The sequence below is a fragment of the Aliiroseovarius sp. genome, from assembly GCF_965228805.1.
Taxonomy (GTDB): domain Bacteria; phylum Pseudomonadota; class Alphaproteobacteria; order Rhodobacterales; family Rhodobacteraceae; genus JASBTN01.
The window spans coordinates 2,012,214-2,030,053 of sequence record NZ_CBDDIE010000003.1; the positions used below are offsets into that span (position 1 = coordinate 2,012,214).

Sequence of the window (17,840 nt, forward strand, 5' to 3'; positions counted from 1 at the left end):
GTCCCCTTGGGTCATTTCGCCTGGCCCCCGGCCAGCGCCGGTTTGCGGGTGAAGAAATCGCCGCCCTTGTCGTCGATGATGATGAAGGCGGGGAAGTCCTCGACCGTGATCCTGAACACCGCCTCCATGCCGAAATCGGCAAAGTCCAGCGTCTCGATACTCTTGATCACCTCCTTGCCCAGCACCGCCGCCGCGCCGCCGACCGATCCCAGGAAGAAGCCGCCGTGGGTCTGGCAGCTGTCCACCACCTGGCGCGCGCGGTTGCCCTTGGCGATCATCACGCGCGAGGCGCCGACCGCCTGCAACTCGGGCACATAGGGGTCCATACGCGCCGCCGTCGTGGGGCCGAAGGAGCCGGAGGCGTAGCCTTCCGGCGTCTTCGCAGGGCCGGCGTAATAGACCGGGTGGTCACGCACGTAATCGGGCAGGGGCGCCCCCTCTTTCAACATGCGGGCCCATTCGGCGTGTACCAGGTCGCGGGCGACGATCATCGTGCCGGACAGCAGGACCGGAGTGGAAACTTCCAACACGGACAATGCCTTGCAGATGTGGTCCATCGGCTGGTCCAGGTTGATGCGGGTGGCCGCGCGGGCCTCGAAACTCTGGTCCGGAAGATAGGCCGCCGGGTCGCGCTCCAACTCCTCCAGCCAGAGGCCGTCGCGGTCGATGCGTCCCTTGATCTGACGGTCTGCGGAACAGCTGACCCCCATGCCCACCGGCAGGCTACCGCCGTGGCGGGGCAGGCGGATCACCCGCACGTCGTGGCAGAAATGCTTGCCGCCGAATTGCGCGCCCAGGCCCATGTGGCGGGTCAGCTCCAGGATCTGCGCCTCCAGCTCGATATCGCGGAAGGCCCGCCCGGTCGCATCGCCCGTGGTGGGCAGCGTGTCCAATTCCTTGGCCGAGGCCAGTTTCACCGTCTTCAGCGTCTGTTCCGCCGACAGCCCGCCAATGACAATGGCCAGGTGATAGGGTGGGCAGGCGGTGGTGCCCAGCGTGCGGATTTTCTCGTCGAAGAAGGCCAGCAGGCGTTTGGGCTCCAGAAGGCGGCGGGTCTCCTGATAGAGAAAGGTCTTGTTGGCCGAGCCGCCGCCCTTGGCCATGAACATCAGCTCCAACGCCGCGCCGTCGGTGGCTGCGATGTCGATCTGGGCGGGCAGGTTGGTGCCGGTGTTCTTTTCTTCATACATAGTCACGGGGGCCATCTGCGAAAAGCGCAGGTTGCGGGCGGCCCAGGTGTCGTGCACGCCATGGGCAAGCGCGTCGGTCAGGTCGCCTTCGACCAGGACGTTCTGCCCCTTCTTGCCGGTAATGATCGCGGTGCCGGTGTCCTGACAGCTGGGGAACTCGCGTTCGGACGAGATCACGGCGTTCTTCAAGAGTTCCAGTGCGACGAACCGATCGTTTTCGGTCGCGTCCGCGTCTTCGAGAATGGCCTGAAGCTGGGCCAGATGCGCCGGGCGCAGCAGGTGCGAGACATCGCTGAAGGCCGCTGTGGTCAGATGTTCGATGGCGTCCGTCGAGACTTTGAGGAAGGTCTCGCCATCCAACTCGACTTCCCGCAAGCCATCCGACCCGATCTTGCGAAAGGTGGTATCGGAGGGGGCGGGTTGAAAGAGTTTGGCGTGGCGGGGCTGCGGCGGGATGGCTTGGGTCATTTGCTCAGCTTTGATTAATGATATTGTGCTTTTGATAAGGATTACTGAGCTGAAATCAATCGATTCCTCGCCGTTCCTTGTGTCGATCAGACCTCTGGCGCATCTCGTTGCGAGAGGATCCAGTCACGCACCAGTTCCGCTTCGGAGTTCAGGGGGCGGGCCTTGGACCAGACCAGGTAAAACCCTTGTCCGGTCCGCCATTGCCACTCCTGTCGGGCGGAAAGAAGGCCCTGGCGCAGAAGGCCATCAGTTGCGTGTTGCCAGCCGAAGGCAAAGCCCTCTCCGGCCATGGCAGCCTGTAGAACCAGCGCGTAGTCATTCAGGCGCAGCCCGCTTGCGACCCGTGCGTCGCGAATGCCGAAATGGGCAAACCAGTCGTCCCAGCCGGGGCGATCACGCACGGGTTCCTCCAGATGAATCATTCTTTGCGTCAATAGGTCGCGTAGGTTTCGCAACCCGGTGGCCGCCTCCATCACCCGGGGGGCCGCGACCGGAAAAATGACTTCTTCGGCGATCAGAGCACTGTCGCATCCGGGCCAGTTTCCGTCCCCGCGTCGCACGGCCAGGCTAATGTTCTCGGCGTCGATGTCAGGCTCCCGATCGCTGGATTGCAGACGCAGATCGATCTGCGGGTGACTGGCCTGAAGGTCCGCCAAGCGCGGCATCATCCAATAGTTGTTGAACGCGGTGGAGGCGTTCAGTGTCACGTATTCGGGGCGGGAAAGCTGTTGGATGGCGGAGGCGGAGTGGGCGAGTTGCTCAAAAGCACGGGTCACATCCGCCAACAGGCGCTCCCCGGCCGTGGTAAGGGCCACTTTGCGGTGGCTGCGGGTGAAGAGGGCCGCGCCCAGGCAGCCTTCGAGTTGCCGGATCGAGGCGCTGACGGCGGGTTGCTGCACGTTTAGCTCCCGTGCCGCCTGGGTAAAGGATCCCAGTCGTGCGGCGGCTTCGAACACCACCAGGTGGCGCGGGGAGCCGAAATGTTTCCACAGTTCCTGCATAATTTGAAATTATCCAAAGCATATATTTTTTCAAGCGTCACAAACCGCGGCACAGGCGGTAGCCTGATGGGAAATGCCGCCGCTTGGAGGAGCTCCGGATGCCCGCCCTCAAGATCACCGGCCTTCGTGCCACGCCCATCAATATCCCTCTGGAAAAGCCCATGTGGTGGACCGGCGGGCATTATCCCGGCACATCGAAGACGATCATCGAGGTCGAGACCGATCAGGGCCTGGTCGGCCTGGGCGAGGCGCCCTCGGTCGATGTGGTCGAGACGATCCGCGCTATGGGTGAGCGGCTGGTCGGCGCCGATGCGCTGGACATTGCGGGCTGTGAAAGCCTCTGCGTGCCGCCTTGGCAGATCGTGCAGAACACCGATGATAGCTCGGTGGTGAAGGCCTTCGGCGCGATCGAGATCGCCCTTTGGGACCTGCGCGGCAAGGTGGCCGGGGAGCCTCTCTATCGCCTTCTGGGCGGGGCTGTGCGCAAGGAAATCCCGTTCACTGAGTATTTCGGCTTCCGCGCGGGTGGCGAGATGGACCCTCAGGCGGTGGCGGACTATTGCGTGCGGATGCGCGAGGAACACGGGTCGACCATGTTCGAGGGCAAGCTGATCCTGGGCGACCCGAAGCTGGAAATTGACACGGTCAAGGCCCTGCGCGCCGCCCTTGGTGAAGACGCCATGCTGCGGCTGGACAGCAATATGCAATGGTCCCTGCCCACCGCCATGCGGGTCTTCCGCGAGATCGAGCCCTACGACATCCGCAACTACGAAGACCCGGTCGCAACTTTCGAGGAAATGGCCGAACTCAGGCGGCATTTCACCATCCCGATCTCGACCCATGTGCCCGACATCCGCCGTGCGGTGGCACTGGGTGCGCCGGACTATATCGTGACCAATTTCGCGGTGCTGGGTGGCATTTCCCGTGCCATGCGATTTGTTGGCGCCTGCGAGACGATGGGCGTCGGCTTCTGGTGCTATTCGGGCGACGCGGGCATCGCGACGGCAGGCTATCTGCACATGTCTGCCGCCATGCCCTGGATCACCGAGCCCAGCCAATCGCTGTTTCGCTGGCAGGTCGGCGACGTGATCGAAGGCGGTCCGTTCCGTCAGACAAACAACGTGATCGCCGTGCCAGAAGGCCCTGGCCTGGGCGTGACCCTTGACCCGGACGCCCTGGCCCATTGGCACAACCATTTGGTTGAAAACGGACCGCTCGACCATTTCCACGACCCCGCACTGCCCGGCCGCTTCCGCCGCCTGCCGCTCAACTGAGGACACCGACATGTCAGATACTTTCGCGCAATCCACCCTGAACATTCACAAGGAAGACGGGGCGGGCGACAAGAAGCTCCCCTCCCACGCCAAGGTCGTGGTGATCGGCGGCGGGGTGGTCGGCTGTTCGATCCTGTTCCATCTGGCCAAGTTTGGCTGGAAGGATGCGGTGCTGCTGGAACGGGACGAACTGACCTCGGGCTCTTCCTGGCACGCGGCGGGGCAGATCCACACGATCAGCTCGGATCCGAACATCTCGCGCCTGCAGAGTTATACGATTGATCTGTATAAGGAAATTGAAGAGACCTCGGGCCATTCCGTGGGATTGCACATCACCGGAGGCTTTTATGCGGCCTCGACCAAGGAATGGTATGACTATCTGAAGCGCGAACGCTCAAAGGCGCGGTATATGGGGTTGGACCAGGAGTTCATCTCGCCCCAGGAACTGGCGGAACGCCACCCTCTGATCGACCCGAAACACTACTATGCTGCCCTGTGGGACGATCAGGATGGCGATCTGGATCCCTCCGGCGCGACCTATGCCTTCGCAAAGTCCGCCAAGGTCCATGGTGCGCAGTATTTCACCCATTGTGGTGTGACGGCCATGAGCCAGCGCCCCGACGGCAGCTGGGACTTGACCACCCCCAAGGGGGTGATCAACGCCGAACACGTGGTGAACTGCGGCGGCCTCTGGGCGCGGGAGGTCGGGCATATGTCCGGCATCCACCTGCCGGTGCAGCCGATGGAGCATCACTATCTGATCACGGACAAGATCGACGCGGTGGTGAACCACGGTTCGCGCCTGCCCGCTGGGATCGACTACGAGGCCAACATCTATTTCCGGCAGGAACGTCAGGGCATGCTGCTGGGCACCTATGAACCCAAGGGCACGCCCTGGAAGGTGGATGGCACACCCTGGGATTTCGGGCATGAGCTGTTGCAGCCTGACCTGGACCGCATTGCCGACCGGCTTGAGATGTCCTTTGAACGCATCCCCGCGATTGGTGAAGCCGGCATCAAGGACATGATCAACGGTCCCTTTACCTTCGGCCCCGATGGCAACCCGATGATCGGCCCGGTGCCGGGGATGAAGAACTACTGGGTCGCGGTCGGCGTCATGGCGGGCTTCTGCCAGGGCGGTGGGGTCGGCTTGACCATGGCCGAATGGATGATCGACGGCGAGCCGTCCATCGACGTCTGGGCCATGGATGTGGCGCGGTTCGGCGAGTTTGCGACCCCCGACTGGGGCACGATCAAATCGACCGAGAATTACGAACGCCGCTTCGTCATGACCTTCCCGAACGAGACCCTGCCAAAGGGGCGGATGCAGAAGACCACGGCGCTTTATGACCGGCTGGTTGCCAAGGGCGCGCGGATGGGGCAGGGGTTCGGTCTGGAAAACGCGCTGTGGTTCGCGGATGGGCCCGAGGATGCGCACGAGGAACCGACCTTCGAACGCAACCGCTCGCATAACTATGTCGCGCGTGAGGTTGCCGCCGTCCAGAATGCTGTCGGCGGGATCGAGATCGCCAACTTCGCCAAGCACGAGTTCAAGGGCCCCGGCGCGCGAGCGCATCTGGACCGCATCCTGGCGGGTTTCGTGCCCAAGCCTGGTCGTCTGACCCTGACACCGATGCTGACCCCCAAAGGTAAGCTTTATGGCGATCTGACCGTGGCCTGCCTGGGTGAGGAGCATTTCATGCTGTTCGGATCGGGTGCCATGCAAGAGGCGCACCGTCGCTGGTTCGAAAAGGACCTGCCGGAGGGCATCGCCTATGCCAATGTGTCCGACGACTGGCACGGCATCGCCCTGTCCGGCCCCAAGTCACGCGAGCTGCTGGCCCGGCTGACCCGCGATGATGTCTCGGCCGAGGCGTTCAAGTTCCGCGACCTGCGCCAGACCTTCGTGGCCGGCGTGCCGGTGATCCTGAACCGCATCAGCTTCTCGGGCGAACTGGGGTACGAGATTTACTGCAAGCCGCAATACCTTCTACGCCTGGCCGAGGCCATCGAGAGTGTCGGCGCCGATCTGGGCTACCGCTGGTACGGCGCGCGCGCGCTGATGTCGATGCGGCTGGAAAAGGGCTGGGGCGTCTGGACCCTGGAGTTCCGCCCCGATTTCGACGCGGTCGAAAGCGGCATGGATGCGTTCATCAACTGGAAGAAGGATTTCGTCGGCAAGGATGCTACCCTTGCCGCACGTGAAGCTGGTCCGAAGACCAAGCTGGTGACCATGGTGATCGACGTGGACGGGATCGACGTGTCCAATGACGAGGCAATCCTAAAGGATGGCGAGGCGGTCGGTTATGTCAGCTCGGGCGGCTATGCACACCGGGTCGGCAAGTCCATGGCCATGGGTTATGTCAGTGCCGAGAACGCGGAGCCCGGCACGAGGCTGCAGGTGGAGATCCTGGGTGAGTTCCACGACGCCGAGGTGCTGGGCGCGCCGATCTATGACCCGAACGGTGCAAACATGCGGCTGTGAGCCCCTTGAGAAAACCGGCAGAGCGTGACCACGCTCTGCCGATCAGCACCTGTCAGTTTGCCGTTTTGCGCTGTGCATCCCGCACCAGGGCCGCCAAGCGATAGAAGCCGTGCGCCATCTTGGTGAATGGGGTGAGCAGGAAGAAGCTCAGCACGGCCCCGAGATGCAGGGCCAGCAGGGCTGGCATCAGAGCGGTCGATCCCAGTCCGTAGAGCACCAGACCGGACAGGCCGACGAAGCCCAGGAGCAGGATGAAGCCGACCTCTCCGCTCCAGGCCTTTGCATCGCCCAGCTCACGAGCAGAGCGCAGCTTCAGCGCCACCATCCAGCCACAGCCAAGGGTCAGCAACCCGCCACCTGACAGACCCAGCAGCTTGGGCAGCGAGAACAGCGGATAGGGGGCGGGCATGTCGAAGACATAGTGCATCACCGTGCCAGCCGATGTGGCCGCGAAACACAGCAAAAACCCATACATGATCGCCTGGTGCACATGGCGGCGCGCCTGGCTGAAGCGGTCTTCATCCTCGAAATTGCAGCCCTCGCCATGGCCCGCGGCCAGGTCCTTCATCTTTCCGGCCATGCCAATGGCGGCGGTCAGGTGGGACAGGCGAATCTTCTCGCCACCCACCGTGCGCCAGAAGCGACGCAGGCTGATGGCAAGGCTGGCCAGAGGCAGCAGAAAGGCCGGGGCAAAGATTGCCACCATGGCGTTGTGAGAAAGCGCGGCATAGAAGCCTTCCCCGTCACCACCAAGACTGCGCAGCGCCCAGAGGATCAGGGCAAAGCCGACCACCAACGCCAGCGCAATTGCTCCGCCATGACTGTGAAACCGCCGGGCCAGAGGCTGCGGCCAGGCATGGGCCTCCCAACTGTCGCGCCGCACCTCGGCCAGAACGCCGGGCAGGTTCAGCTCGAACTCATGCGGGGCGGTGTATTGGCAGGCGTAGTAACAGCCCCGGCAGTTGTGGCAGAGGTTGGCCAGCTGCGTGATGTCGCCGTCCGTGAAGGCCCGGCCCGCGTGCATGGACGGGAAGACCGAACAATAGCCCTCACAATACCTGCAGGCGTTGCAGATCTCGGCCTGGCGGCGGGCTTCCTGGATTAGATCAGCGGTTTGCATGGGCTGCGGCCTCCCGTCCTGCGATGCGTCCGAAGACGGTTCCGATGGTCATGCCGAACCCGGCCAGGTAGCCTTGGCCTAGAATGGACCCGGCCATGGTCTCGCCAGCTGCCCAGAGGTTCTGGATTGGGCCATCTTTGGTTCGGCATTGCGCGTGGTCGTCGACCTTCAGGCCGAGGTAGGTAAAGGTCACCCCGGTACGCAGCGAATAGCCGTAAAAGGGCGGTTCCGTGATGGGCCGCGCCCAGTTGGTCTTGGGTGGGGTCAACCCGGTGGTGGTCACCCCGTCCAACTCGGTCGGGTGGAAGGCGGAAGTGTCGCCACAGGCGGCGTTGAACTCGTCAACCGTCGCGCGCAGCTTGCCCGCAGGCAGGTCCATCATCGCGGCCAGCTCTTCTATGCTGTCCGCTTTCAGCGGTGGAAAGACCGAAGGCATGAACAGCTCCAGCGACTTGGAGTCGATGATCACATAGCCCACCTGATCCGGCTGCGCAGCCACCAGGCGGCCCCAGATCGCATAGCGTTTGGGCCAGACGTCCTCGCCCTCATCATAGAACCGCTCGGCGTGTTTGTTCACGACGATGGAAAAGGGCACGCAGTCCAGCCGGGTCACGATGCCCCCGTCGAATTTAGGCGCGCGCCCGTCGATGGCGACCGCGTGGCATTGATCGGCGTCGCCGACGCTTTCCACGCCCTGGTCCAGCAGATCCGCCAGTACCACGCCGCGATTGTAAGGGGTGCCTCGGATCAGGAAGTTCTTGGCGGCAGGCCCCCAGGCGCGCGTCAGCCAGTCGGTATCGGCCTGGAACCCGCCGGAGGCCACCACGACGGATTTCGGCGAGATCGAATGCGCCTGCCCCCCGTGTGTGTAGTCCACTCGTGTGATCTGGTCGCCTTCCAGCTCCAGATGGGTCACGGCGGCCTCGTAAAGCACCTCGACCCCCAGGGCCTCGGCGGTGCGGTAGTAGGCGTTCACCAGGCTCTTGCCGCCGCCCATGAAGAAAGCGTTGGTACGCGCCAGCGACAGGGTGCCGGACAGCGACGGCTGAAAGCGCACACCGCGTTCCTGCATCCAGGGCAGGCATTCCTCGCTGGTGCGAATGGCGAGGCGGGCCAGATGTTCGTCGGTCTTGCCTCCCGTGACCTTCAGAAGGTCGGCGAGGTATTCGTCCTCGCTGTACTTTTCAACCAGGGGTCCCAACGGCCCCTGGTGCATACAGCGAAAGTTCCGGGTGTGGCGGGAGTTGCCGCCGCGATAGGGCTTCGGGGCGGTTTCCAGGATCAACACGCGCGCGCCCGCGTCGGCTGCTGTCATGGCTGCACAGAGCGCTGCGTTGCCGCCGCCGATTACTGCAATGTCATGGTCTGTCATGGCTAAGTCCTTTGGCTGGCCCCTGCCTAACGGGGGGTCTTTGATTTGACCAATGATGGTTTTTGTGAGATTGATGCGCCATGCACATCAATTATGATTTCGGCGACCTGGAGGCTTTTCTGGCCGTTAAGGAAACCGGCAGTTTCCATGGCGCAGCAGCCGCGCTGAACCTGTCGCAATCAGCGGTCACCCGGCGGGTGGCGAAACTGGAGCAGGCGCTGGACACGCAGCTCTTTGAACGCACCACCCGGGCGGTCAATCCGACCCTGGCGGCCAAGCGGTTGCAGGCCCGGGCCGAGGCGATCTTGGATGATGCACGCGAGACCACCCGGGCGATGCGCGATGAAAGCGTGGCCTTTGCCCATCAGCGTGGGGCTCTGGTGACGGTTGCGACCGTGCCAACGGTGCTTTCGCGCCTTTTGATCCCCGCCTTGCAGGCGTTCCGGGCGGCTGATCAACCAGCGCGCCTGCGCCTTCTGGACGGATCCGCAAATGAGGTGGCCGAGGCGGTCGCGGGGGGCGAGGCGGATTTCGGACTTTGTTCGCTCCCGACCCTGGAGCCGTCGACCCTGTTTGAGCCGCTGTTCGACGATCGGATTCTACTGGCCCTGCCAGGCGCTCATCCGCTGGCGGGACAAGAGGCGGTGGCTTTGGGGGATTTGAAAGACGCCCCGCTGATCCTGCCCGCACGAGGCACCGGCAACCGGCTGTTGATTGACGACGCGCTGGCAAGGGCGCGCCAGCCGATAGTCTGGACGATGGAGGTCGGGCGCAGCACCTCGGCGCTGGAACTGGTTGGACAAGGTATGGGCGCGGCTTTGTTGCCGGAAACCGTGTTCTCGGCGCCGACCCAAAAGGTGGCGAAGGTGCGTTTGCAGGGGCTGGACATTGCTCGGCCGGTTGGTCTCTTGATCCGGGTCGGTGCGGCGGAAACACCGGCAGTTGCCACCCTGAAGCAGGCCATCCGCACCGCCGTGTGACGTGAAAAAGGCCGCGAACGGAGACGCTCGCGGCCAGACCGTGGCGGGAAGGGGAGCCGCCTCGGGGAGGAAACTCAGCCCTTGTTGTGGAAGATGAAGCCGATGAAGTTCAGCAAAAGCTGAGCGGCCAGGATCTGCGTGCTTTCCGACGGGTCATAGGCCGGGGCCACTTCCACCAGGTCGATCCCGACCACGTCGCCGCGCTTGGTCAGACCCTGCAGGATCTCCAGCACGTCGTAATACTGGAACCCGCCATGCGACGGCGTGCCGGTGCCCGGCGCAATCGAGGGGCAGAAGGCGTCGATGTCGATGGTGACATAGTACCGCGCGCCTTCGGGGATACGCTCCAGCACGCCCTTGGTGCCGAGCTTGCGCACCTGGCGCACCGACAGGATGTCAGACCCACGCGCACGGGCGTCCTCATAGCCCTCCTTCGCGGTCGAGGAGACGTTGCGAATGCCCAGCTGGGTCATGCCGGACACATAATCCTTCTCGATCGCGCGGCGCATCGGGTTGCCGTGGCCATCGGTCACGCCCTTGCGCTCATCGACGAAATCCAGGTGCGCATCGATTTGCACCACGTGGATCGGACCCTTGTCGGCGCAATCCTCCTTGTAGGCGTTGATGCAGGGGATGTTGATCGAATGGTCGCCACCAATGGTGACCGGAATGGCGCCCGCATCGAGGATCTTCTTGACCCCATATTCGATGTTGGCGTGGCTTTCCTCGGTCTTGGTGTGGATGATATCGGCGTCCCCCAGATCGACGATGCGCACGTCTTCGCCCAGGTAGGTCGCGTCATCCTCGTGATCATAGGCGCCGGCATGACCGAAGCTGAACAGGGTCGACGCCTCGCGCACCGACCGCGGGCCAAAGCGCGCGCCCGAGCGGAACTGGCAGCCGAAGTCGAACGGCGCGCCCAGCACCGCCACATCGGCGTCGATCTCGTCCCAGTTTTCCACATAGGGTTTCTTGCCGAAGGTGGCGATGCCGACGAAGGGCAAGTTCAGGCGGCCGCTTTCATAACCGTGTCCAGACATGTGTTTCTCCGTTTCTTTTCTTATCTGTAGGCCAGTTCCGGCAGGAACAGCGCAATTTGGGGGAAGGCGACCAGCAGACCGGTCACGATCAGAAGGATGAAGAGGAAGGGTGGCACACCGCGCACCACTTCGACAAAGGGTCTTCTGAACACTGCGATGGCGGTGAACAGGTTGCAACCGAAGGGTGGGGTTGCGGCCCCGATGGCGACCTGGAGCGTGATCAGCACGCCGACCAGCACCGGGTCCAGCCCGGCGGCCTTGATCATCGGAGCAAAGATCGGCACCAGGATCAGGATGACCACGATGCTGTCCACGAACATGCAGCCGATGAAGAAGGCCACGTTGACGGCCAGAAGCACGGTCAGCGGTCCGGCCTCGTTCAGGCCCAGCGAGGCGATGATCTGCTGCGGCACCTGGGCAAAGCTGAGCGTCCAGCTGAAGGCAGCACCCGCCGCGATCAGGATGAACACGACCGAGGTAATGGCACCCGTCGACAGGGCGATATCCCAGAGGTCCTTGAGTTTCACGGACCGGAAGATCACCAGCTCCAGCACCACGGCGTAGAGCACGCAGATCGCGGCGGCTTCGGTGGGTGAGAACACCCCGCCGTAGATGCCGCCGACGATGATCGCCGGGAAACCCATCGGCCAGAGCGCACGGCGCATGGCGGTCAGACGCTGCCCCCACCCCTCGCGCGGCAGCACGGGGATGTCATGGCGATAGGCGTAGACCATGCAATAGGCCGAGAACAGCACCACGATCAGCAGCCCCGGCACGATGCCCGCGATGAACAGCTGCGAGATCGAAGTGCCGGAAACCACGCCATAGATGATCATGCCGATGGAGGGCGGGATCAGATAGGCGAGGTCAGCCGCATTGACGATCAGGCCGATGGCAAAGCTGTCCTTGTAGCCGGATTTCAGCATCCTGGGCCGCATTGCGCCGCCGATGGCCACCACGGTCGCCTGGGTCGAGCCGCAGACTGCACCGAACAGGGCACAGGCAGAGGTCACGGAAATCGCCAACCCGCCCTTGATATGGCCCATGAAGCTCATCACCACGTCGATCAGCCGGTTGGCCGAATGACCACGGGTGATGATATCGGCGGCCAGGATGAACATCGGCACGGCGATCAGGGCTGCGGGTTTCACCCCTCCGATCATCTGCTGGATCAGGATCTGCATGTTCATGTCGGGGAAGTAGACCAGGAACCCCAGCACGGCGGCCGAGATCAGCGGCATCTTCATCGGGAACCCTGCCAGAAGCAGCAGGATCATCACGGCAAGCATCAACTCGGTCATGGCTTGTCCTCCTGTTCGCTTTCCTCATAGCGCAGGATCGCGGCGGCGGTTTCCGGGTCTTCGTAGCTGTCCACTTCGAGGTAGGAGACATAGATCTCGTCCTCGGCGAAGTTCAGATTGCGCAGCGCGGTCAGCAGGTATTGGAAGGCAGCCAGCACCAGCCCGACCACAACCCAGACGTAGGTCAGGTACAGCGGCAGCTGCAGCGCCGGGGTGATCCGGCCGCGGCTGGCGACCTTCTGCACATATTCCAACGCGTACCAGGCCAGAAGGGCCATCATCACGGCGGTGGTGGCCGATATCACCACCATCAGCCCTTTGCGCAGCTTTACCGGCAGCGCGTCATAGATCGCGGACATGCGGATATGGATCCCCTTGCGGGTCGCATAGCCCAGGCCCATGAAGGTGACGATCACGATCAGGAACTCGTTCAGCTCCTCGGAGAAATAGATGGATTGGTTGAACACATAGCGTCCGAAGACATTGGCGATGGTGTTCAGCGCCATCAGCAGGATGCCGGTGCCGAGGATCGCGACCTCGACCTTGCCGATGGCGGCGTCGATCCGACCCAGAAGGCCAAAGGGGGTGGGGTTTGACTGTGTCATGAGGGGCTCCCTGCAAGGGGCCCCGCGCCGGGAGAGGAGGGCGCGGGGCGGTTGGGACAGGGGATCAGTTGGCCGCCAGCTCGGCCTCGAGCGCGTCGAGCAGCGCCTTGCCGCGGTCACCCGCCGTCTCCAGGTAGGCCGCCGCCGTGTCGCCCGAACGGGCGCGGAAGGCGTCACGCTCTTCTTCGGTCAGGACCACGATGCCGATGTCCGGCTTGGCTTCCTTGATGATGTCCAGGCGCTTCTGGTTGAAGTCGGTGACCACGCCGTCGATGAAGCCGGTCATGTCGGCCATCGTGTCGCGCACAAGGGCCTGGCGTTCCGGCGACAGGGTGGCAAACCAGTCAGACCCCGCGACCACGGTGGTGACCAGCTCCTGTTCCCCGGCCCAGATCAGGTGGCTGGTGACCTCATAGAACTTCATCTCTTCAATCGTGGGGATTGGGTTCACCTGGCCGTCCACCGCGCCCAGTTGCAGCGCGCCGAAAACCTCGCCGAAGGGCAGGGGCGTGGGGCTCGCGCCCATGTTCTTGTAGGTCTCCAAGAGGATCGGCGAGACCATGACGCGCATCTTGAAGTTGGCGAAATCCTCGGGCGTGCGGATTTCACGGTTGGTGGTCCAGACCTGCGCGCCTTCGGAATACATGGTCATGATTTCCAACCCGCGTTTCTGGAAATCCTCGTTCAGCGGGCCATAGATGGTTTCCGACCCCGACAGGATGTTCGAGATCGCCGCCGGGTCCGAGGGCAGCAGGTAGGGCAGCAGGAAGACCTGGCTTTCCGGCACGATGGTGCCCAGGTTGCCGATTGAAACATTGGTGAAATGGATGACGCCATCGGCGGCCTGTTCCACGGTTTCGGTCGGCGTGCCCAGGGTGCCCATCGGGTAGACGGTCACGGTCACTTCGCCGTCGGTGGCGGCTTCGATGCGCGATTTGAACTCCTGCGCATAGGCATCCATGATCGAGCCCGGGATCTCTTCGATTGCGAATTTCCAATCCTCGGCAAAGGCGCTGATCGGCGCCAGTGTCAGCAGCGTGGCGGCGGCTGTGGTCTTGAGTTGTTTGAGGCTAAGGGGCATGCGGGTCTCCTCCCAGTGCATGTCGGGTTTGTATCGGCATCTAGGACAGCACGACGGCATCACATGAAAAAATATCGTATTGCTTATTTTTGCATGAAGAGCTTTCATGCTTCATCCCGACAATTGGGAGAAAATGGAGAACCCTTTGAAACTCTTGCGCAATACGCTTCTGGAAACCTTCGTCACCGTGGTGGAATGCGGCGGATTCTCGGATGCGCAATTCGCCTTGGGCATCACCCAATCTGCAATTTCCGTGCGAATCCGCGACCTGGAGACCTCGCTGGGCTACCGGGTTTGCGAGCGCGGGCGGGGCGGGTTTCGCCTGACCGAACGGGGCGAGATTGCCTATCAGAAGGCCCGCGAAATCCTGCGCAGCGTGCGCGATTTCGACGCCGAATTGCTGGAGCTGCGCGACACGATCACCGGTGATCTGCGTATTGGTGTGGTGGACGCGATCAGCAGCCTGCCCGGGGTTGGTCTGGCCGATGCGCTGCGCCGGTTCCTGTCGCGCCCCAACGACGTGCGGTTGGAGGTGTTGGTCGCCTCGCCCAGCGATCTGGCGCAGGGGTTGATTTCGGGGGACCTGCACGTGGCTGTTGCGCCATTCCGCAACCAGTTGCCGGAACTCTCCTATACCGAGCTCTGTACAGAGGAACACAGGCTCTATTGCAGCGCCAATCATCACCTGTTCGACCTGCCAGAGGTCGAAATCACGGCCGAGCGTGTGGCCGAAAACCCGCGCTGCCAACTGTCCTACGATCTGTTGGTCGCGCCCGATCTGGGTACGCCGGAACCCAAGGCGGTGGTCGCCAACATGGAAGCAATGGCGATGCTGATCGAAAGCGGCCATTACATCGGTATGCTGCCGACCCATTTCGTCGCATCCCGGGTTCAGGACGGTATCTTTCGCGAGCTCAGCGCCGGCGCGTCTGGCTGGAGTTCGACCTTCTACCTGGCCACAAGGCGCACCCAGGCCCATCGGCGCGCGGTGGAGCTGTTGATCCACGATCTTTGTGGCGCGGATAGGCTGCCCTAGGGGAAGCCGCCTTCGCTTCTTGACCCCGATGTGTCGGTTTCGTGTGAAATTTATTCACGAGAAACGGCCAATTTTTCGAGTTTCGTTCAGTCTGTTTTGTGCAAGATGGGCCCGCGTTTCCCCGGTTGGGTGAAGCACGCGCATCGCTGTTCCTGACATCCGACTTGCCCCCGGCAAGCCATCGGTACCGGTCACCCCGGCACCGGGCGGGAGAGCTGTATGCCGCGTAACCGGAGCGCCGAGTGTAGAGGAGGACACCATGAACACATCCATTCCCGCGGCCGTGGCCGGTGCGGTCAGCCGCCGTAATCTTCTGAAAGGGGGCGCCGCCCTTGGCGCGACCGCGATGATGGGCCTGCCCGGCAGCCTTCTGGCCCAACCGCAGAAAGGCGGCATGCTGCGCGTGGCCCTGGCCCAGGGCGGCACCAGCGACACGCTGGATCCGGCGACCTTCTCGGGCTCGCAGCAGATATTCCTGGGTTGGACCCTGCGCAACAACCTGACCGAGATCGGCTCGGACGGCGCGCTGAAACCGGAACTGGCGGAAAGCTGGTCTTCGGATGATGCCACGACCTGGATCTTCAACCTGCGCAAGGGGGTCGAGTTCCACAACGGCAAGACGCTGACCGCCGAGGACGTGATCGCGTCCTTGAACCTGCACCGTGGTGAGGATTCCAAGTCCGGCGCCAAGGCACTGCTGGAAAGTGTCGTCTCGATCACCGCCGAGGGCGACACTGCGGTGCGCGTGGTACTGAACGGGCCGAATGCGGACTTCCCCTATATCCTGTCGGATTATCACTTCAACATCTGCCCGGTGAACCCCGATGGCACGGTGGATGTCTCGGGCACCGGCACCGGCGGCTATATCTTGGAGGAGTTCAACCCCGGTGTGCGCACCCGCGTGCGGCGCAATCCGAACTATTGGAAAGAGGGTGCCGCTCATTTCGAAGAGGGCGAGATCCTGTTGATCAACGACCCGACCGCGGCCACCAATGCGCTGGTCACCGGCGAGGTGCACGCGATTGAAAGCTCGGAATACAAAACTCTGTCGCTGCTGGGCCGTCGTCCCGACATCGCAGTGGAAAGCGTGCCCGGGGGCTTCCACGGCTCGTTCGCGATGAACTCGGCCAATGCGCCCTTCAACAACAACGACCTGCGTTTGGCGCTGAAATACGCCATCGACCGTCAGGCCATTGTCGACACGGTGCTGAAAGGCCACGGCGTGGTGGCGAACGACCACCCGGTCTCGCCCTCGATGCCTTATCACGATGCTTCGATCGAGCAGCGCCCCTATGACCCGGACCGCGCCAAGTTCCACCTGAAGAAGGCGGGCCACGACAGCCTGACCCTGCAGTTGAGCGCCTCGGATGGTCTGTACACCGGTGCCGTCGATGCGGTGACGCTCTACCGTGAACATGCCGCGCCCACCGGTCTGAACATTGAGGTCGTGCGCGAGCCCGGTGACGGTTACTGGTCCGATGTCTGGATGAAGAAGCCGTTCTTCGCCAGCTCCTGGGGCCCGCGCCCGGTGCCGGACATGATCCTGACCACCGCCTATGCCTCCACCGCCGCCTGGAACGAAGGCGCGTTCTCGAACGCCCGGTTCGACGAGCTGCTTCTGGCCGCCCGTGGCGAGCTGGACGAGGCCAAGCGCGGTGCGATGTATGGCGAGATGCAGCGCATCCTCAGCGACGAAGGCGGGTCCGTGATCCCGTTTTTCCGCAGCTATGTCTATGGCCGCTCGACCGCGATTGCGCATTCCGGTCAGCTGGGCAGCGACTGGCCGTTGGACGGTCACCGCGCCATGGAACGTTGGTGGACGGCCTGATCCGTCTGACCCCGAAACATTCGGTCCTGTCCGCGCCTTATCGCGCGGGCAGGATTTTGACGTAGACGCCGCCGGTTGCGATCGGCCAAGGGAGGGCGGGGATGAACGCTGTTCTAAAAATGGTATTGCAGAGGATCGGCCTGGGGATACTGACCCTGCTGGTCGTGTCCGTGCTGGTCTTCATCTCGGTCGAGTTCCTGCCCGGCGATGTCGCCGAACAGATCCTCGGCCAATCCGCCACGCCCGAGACCCTGGCCGCCCTGCGCGATCAGCTGGGGCTGAACGTGCCCGCGCCGTAGCGCTATGTCGCCTGGCTGAGTGGCGTGTTGCAGGGGGATTTCGGCCAGTCCGTGATCAGCCAGCGCCCGATCACCGAGCTGCTGGCGCAGCGGTTTGGCAACACCCTGTTCCTGGCGCTGATGGCGACGCTGATCTCGGTCCCGTTGGCGGTGGGGTTGGGCATCCTGGCCGCGCTCAAGCGCAACAGCTGGGTCGATCGGACCATCAATGTGGGCACGCTGACCGCGATCTCCTTCCCGGAGTATTTCGTGGCCTATGGGCTGATCCTGATCTTCGCCGTGAAACTGGGCTGGTTCCCGTCGATCTCGGTCATTTCCGGCAGCGTGTCCCTGGCCGAGCGCGTCACCCTGACTGTGTTGCCCGCGCTGACCCTGACCATGATCGTGACCGCCCACATGATGCGCATGACGCGGGCTTCGATCATCAACCTGTTGGCGCTTCCCTATATCGAGATGGCCCGTCTGAAAGGCGCCTCGCAGGGCCGCGTGGTAGTCGTGCACGCCCTGCCCAATGCGGTGGCCCCGATCGTCAACGTGATCGCGCTGAACATCGCCTACATGATTGCGGGCGTGGTTATCGTCGAGGTCGTCTTCGTCTATCCGGGCCTGGGCCAGCTGCTGGTCGATAGCGTCGCCAAACGGGACGTGACCGTGGTGCAGGCGGCCTGCCTGATCTTCGCCTCGGCCTTCATCCTCTTCAACCTGGTGGCGGACGTGATTTCGATCCTGTCCAACCCGCGTCTTCTGCACAGGAAGTGAT

13 protein-coding genes and 1 pseudogene are annotated in these 17,840 nt (G+C 63.0%); 6 read left to right on the forward strand and 8 right to left on the reverse strand.

Going from position 1 to position 17,840, the window contains the following annotated elements:
• Positions 1–11: 11 nt before the first annotated feature.
• Together ACO07D_RS11015 and ACO07D_RS11020 are read right to left on the reverse strand one after the other, a co-directional pair.
• A complete protein-coding gene (locus ACO07D_RS11015) occupies positions 12–1,658 on the reverse strand; it encodes a FumA C-terminus/TtdB family hydratase beta subunit (protein ID WP_421702989.1) in 1,647 nt (548 codons plus the stop codon).
• Positions 1,659–1,744: 86 nt separating this feature from the next.
• Positions 1,745–2,659 (reverse strand): LysR substrate-binding domain-containing protein, encoded by a 915-nt coding sequence (locus ACO07D_RS11020; RefSeq protein ID WP_421702990.1) that lies wholly within the window; start codon positions 2,657–2,659, stop codon positions 1,745–1,747.
• 98 nt (positions 2,660–2,757) lie between these two features.
• Here ACO07D_RS11020 and ACO07D_RS11025 point away from each other — a divergent pair, with 98 nt between their 5' ends.
• Both ACO07D_RS11025 and ACO07D_RS11030 read left to right on the forward strand, forming a co-directional pair.
• Complete coding sequence (locus ACO07D_RS11025) at positions 2,758–3,933, forward strand: mandelate racemase/muconate lactonizing enzyme family protein (RefSeq protein WP_421702991.1); 1,176 nt, start codon at positions 2,758–2,760, stop codon at positions 3,931–3,933.
• 10 nt (positions 3,934–3,943) lie between these two features.
• Positions 3,944–6,418 carry a GcvT family protein gene (locus ACO07D_RS11030; protein WP_421702992.1) on the forward strand — a complete coding sequence of 825 codons (2,475 nt, stop codon included), beginning with the start codon at positions 3,944–3,946 and terminating at the stop codon, positions 6,416–6,418.
• Positions 6,419–6,470: 52 nt separating this feature from the next.
• On the opposite strand, the gene tcuB is transcribed toward ACO07D_RS11030, so the two are convergent.
• Together tcuB and tcuA are read right to left on the reverse strand one after the other, a co-directional pair.
• Positions 6,471–7,538, reverse strand: coding sequence for a tricarballylate utilization 4Fe-4S protein TcuB (gene tcuB / locus ACO07D_RS11035; protein ID WP_421702993.1), 1,068 nt, complete (start codon positions 7,536–7,538; stop codon positions 6,471–6,473).
• Complete coding sequence (tcuA, locus tag ACO07D_RS11040; RefSeq protein ID WP_421702994.1) at positions 7,525–8,910, reverse strand: FAD-dependent tricarballylate dehydrogenase TcuA; 1,386 nt, start codon at positions 8,908–8,910, stop codon at positions 7,525–7,527. The genes tcuB and tcuA overlap by 14 nt, the downstream gene beginning before the upstream one ends.
• A gap of 80 nt (positions 8,911–8,990) precedes the next feature.
• Here tcuA and ACO07D_RS11045 point away from each other — a divergent pair, with 80 nt between their 5' ends.
• Positions 8,991–9,890 (forward strand): LysR family transcriptional regulator, encoded by a 900-nt coding sequence (locus tag ACO07D_RS11045; protein WP_421702995.1) that lies wholly within the window; start codon positions 8,991–8,993, stop codon positions 9,888–9,890.
• A 74-nt stretch (positions 9,891–9,964) separates the two neighbouring features.
• On the opposite strand, the gene speB is transcribed toward ACO07D_RS11045, so the two are convergent.
• From speB to dctP, 4 genes are all read right to left on the reverse strand, one after another.
• Complete coding sequence (gene speB / locus ACO07D_RS11050) at positions 9,965–10,930, reverse strand: agmatinase (RefSeq protein WP_421702996.1); 966 nt, start codon at positions 10,928–10,930, stop codon at positions 9,965–9,967.
• Between the two features lie 20 nt (positions 10,931–10,950).
• The gene (locus ACO07D_RS11055) at positions 10,951–12,231 is read right to left on the reverse strand and encodes a TRAP transporter large permease (protein WP_421702997.1); all 1,281 of its coding nucleotides are present in this window, start codon (positions 12,229–12,231) and stop codon (positions 10,951–10,953) included.
• Positions 12,228–12,836 carry a TRAP transporter small permease gene (locus ACO07D_RS11060; RefSeq protein ID WP_421702998.1) on the reverse strand — a complete coding sequence of 203 codons (609 nt, stop codon included), beginning with the start codon at positions 12,834–12,836 and terminating at the stop codon, positions 12,228–12,230. Before ACO07D_RS11060 ends, ACO07D_RS11055 begins: the two co-directional genes overlap by 4 nt.
• Before the next feature lie 64 nt (positions 12,837–12,900).
• Positions 12,901–13,917, reverse strand: a complete 1,017-nt coding sequence (gene dctP / locus ACO07D_RS11065; RefSeq protein WP_421702999.1) for a TRAP transporter substrate-binding protein DctP — start codon at positions 13,915–13,917, stop codon at positions 12,901–12,903.
• Positions 13,918–14,023: 106 nt separating this feature from the next.
• Between dctP and ACO07D_RS11070 the strand changes: the two genes are divergently transcribed.
• The 3 genes and pseudogenes from ACO07D_RS11070 to ACO07D_RS11080 all read left to right on the forward strand — a co-directional run bounded on the left by ACO07D_RS11070 (position 14,024) and on the right by ACO07D_RS11080 (position 17,839).
• Positions 14,024–14,953, forward strand: coding sequence for a LysR family transcriptional regulator (locus tag ACO07D_RS11070; protein ID WP_421703000.1), 930 nt, complete (start codon positions 14,024–14,026; stop codon positions 14,951–14,953).
• 259 nt (positions 14,954–15,212) lie between these two features.
• Entirely contained in the window at positions 15,213–16,781 is a 1,569-nt protein-coding gene (locus ACO07D_RS11075) for an ABC transporter substrate-binding protein (RefSeq protein ID WP_421703001.1), read from the forward strand.
• A 101-nt stretch (positions 16,782–16,882) separates the two neighbouring features.
• Positions 16,883–17,839: pseudogene (locus ACO07D_RS11080) on the forward strand (ABC transporter permease).
• The last annotated feature ends 1 nt before the right edge of the window (position 17,840 follow it).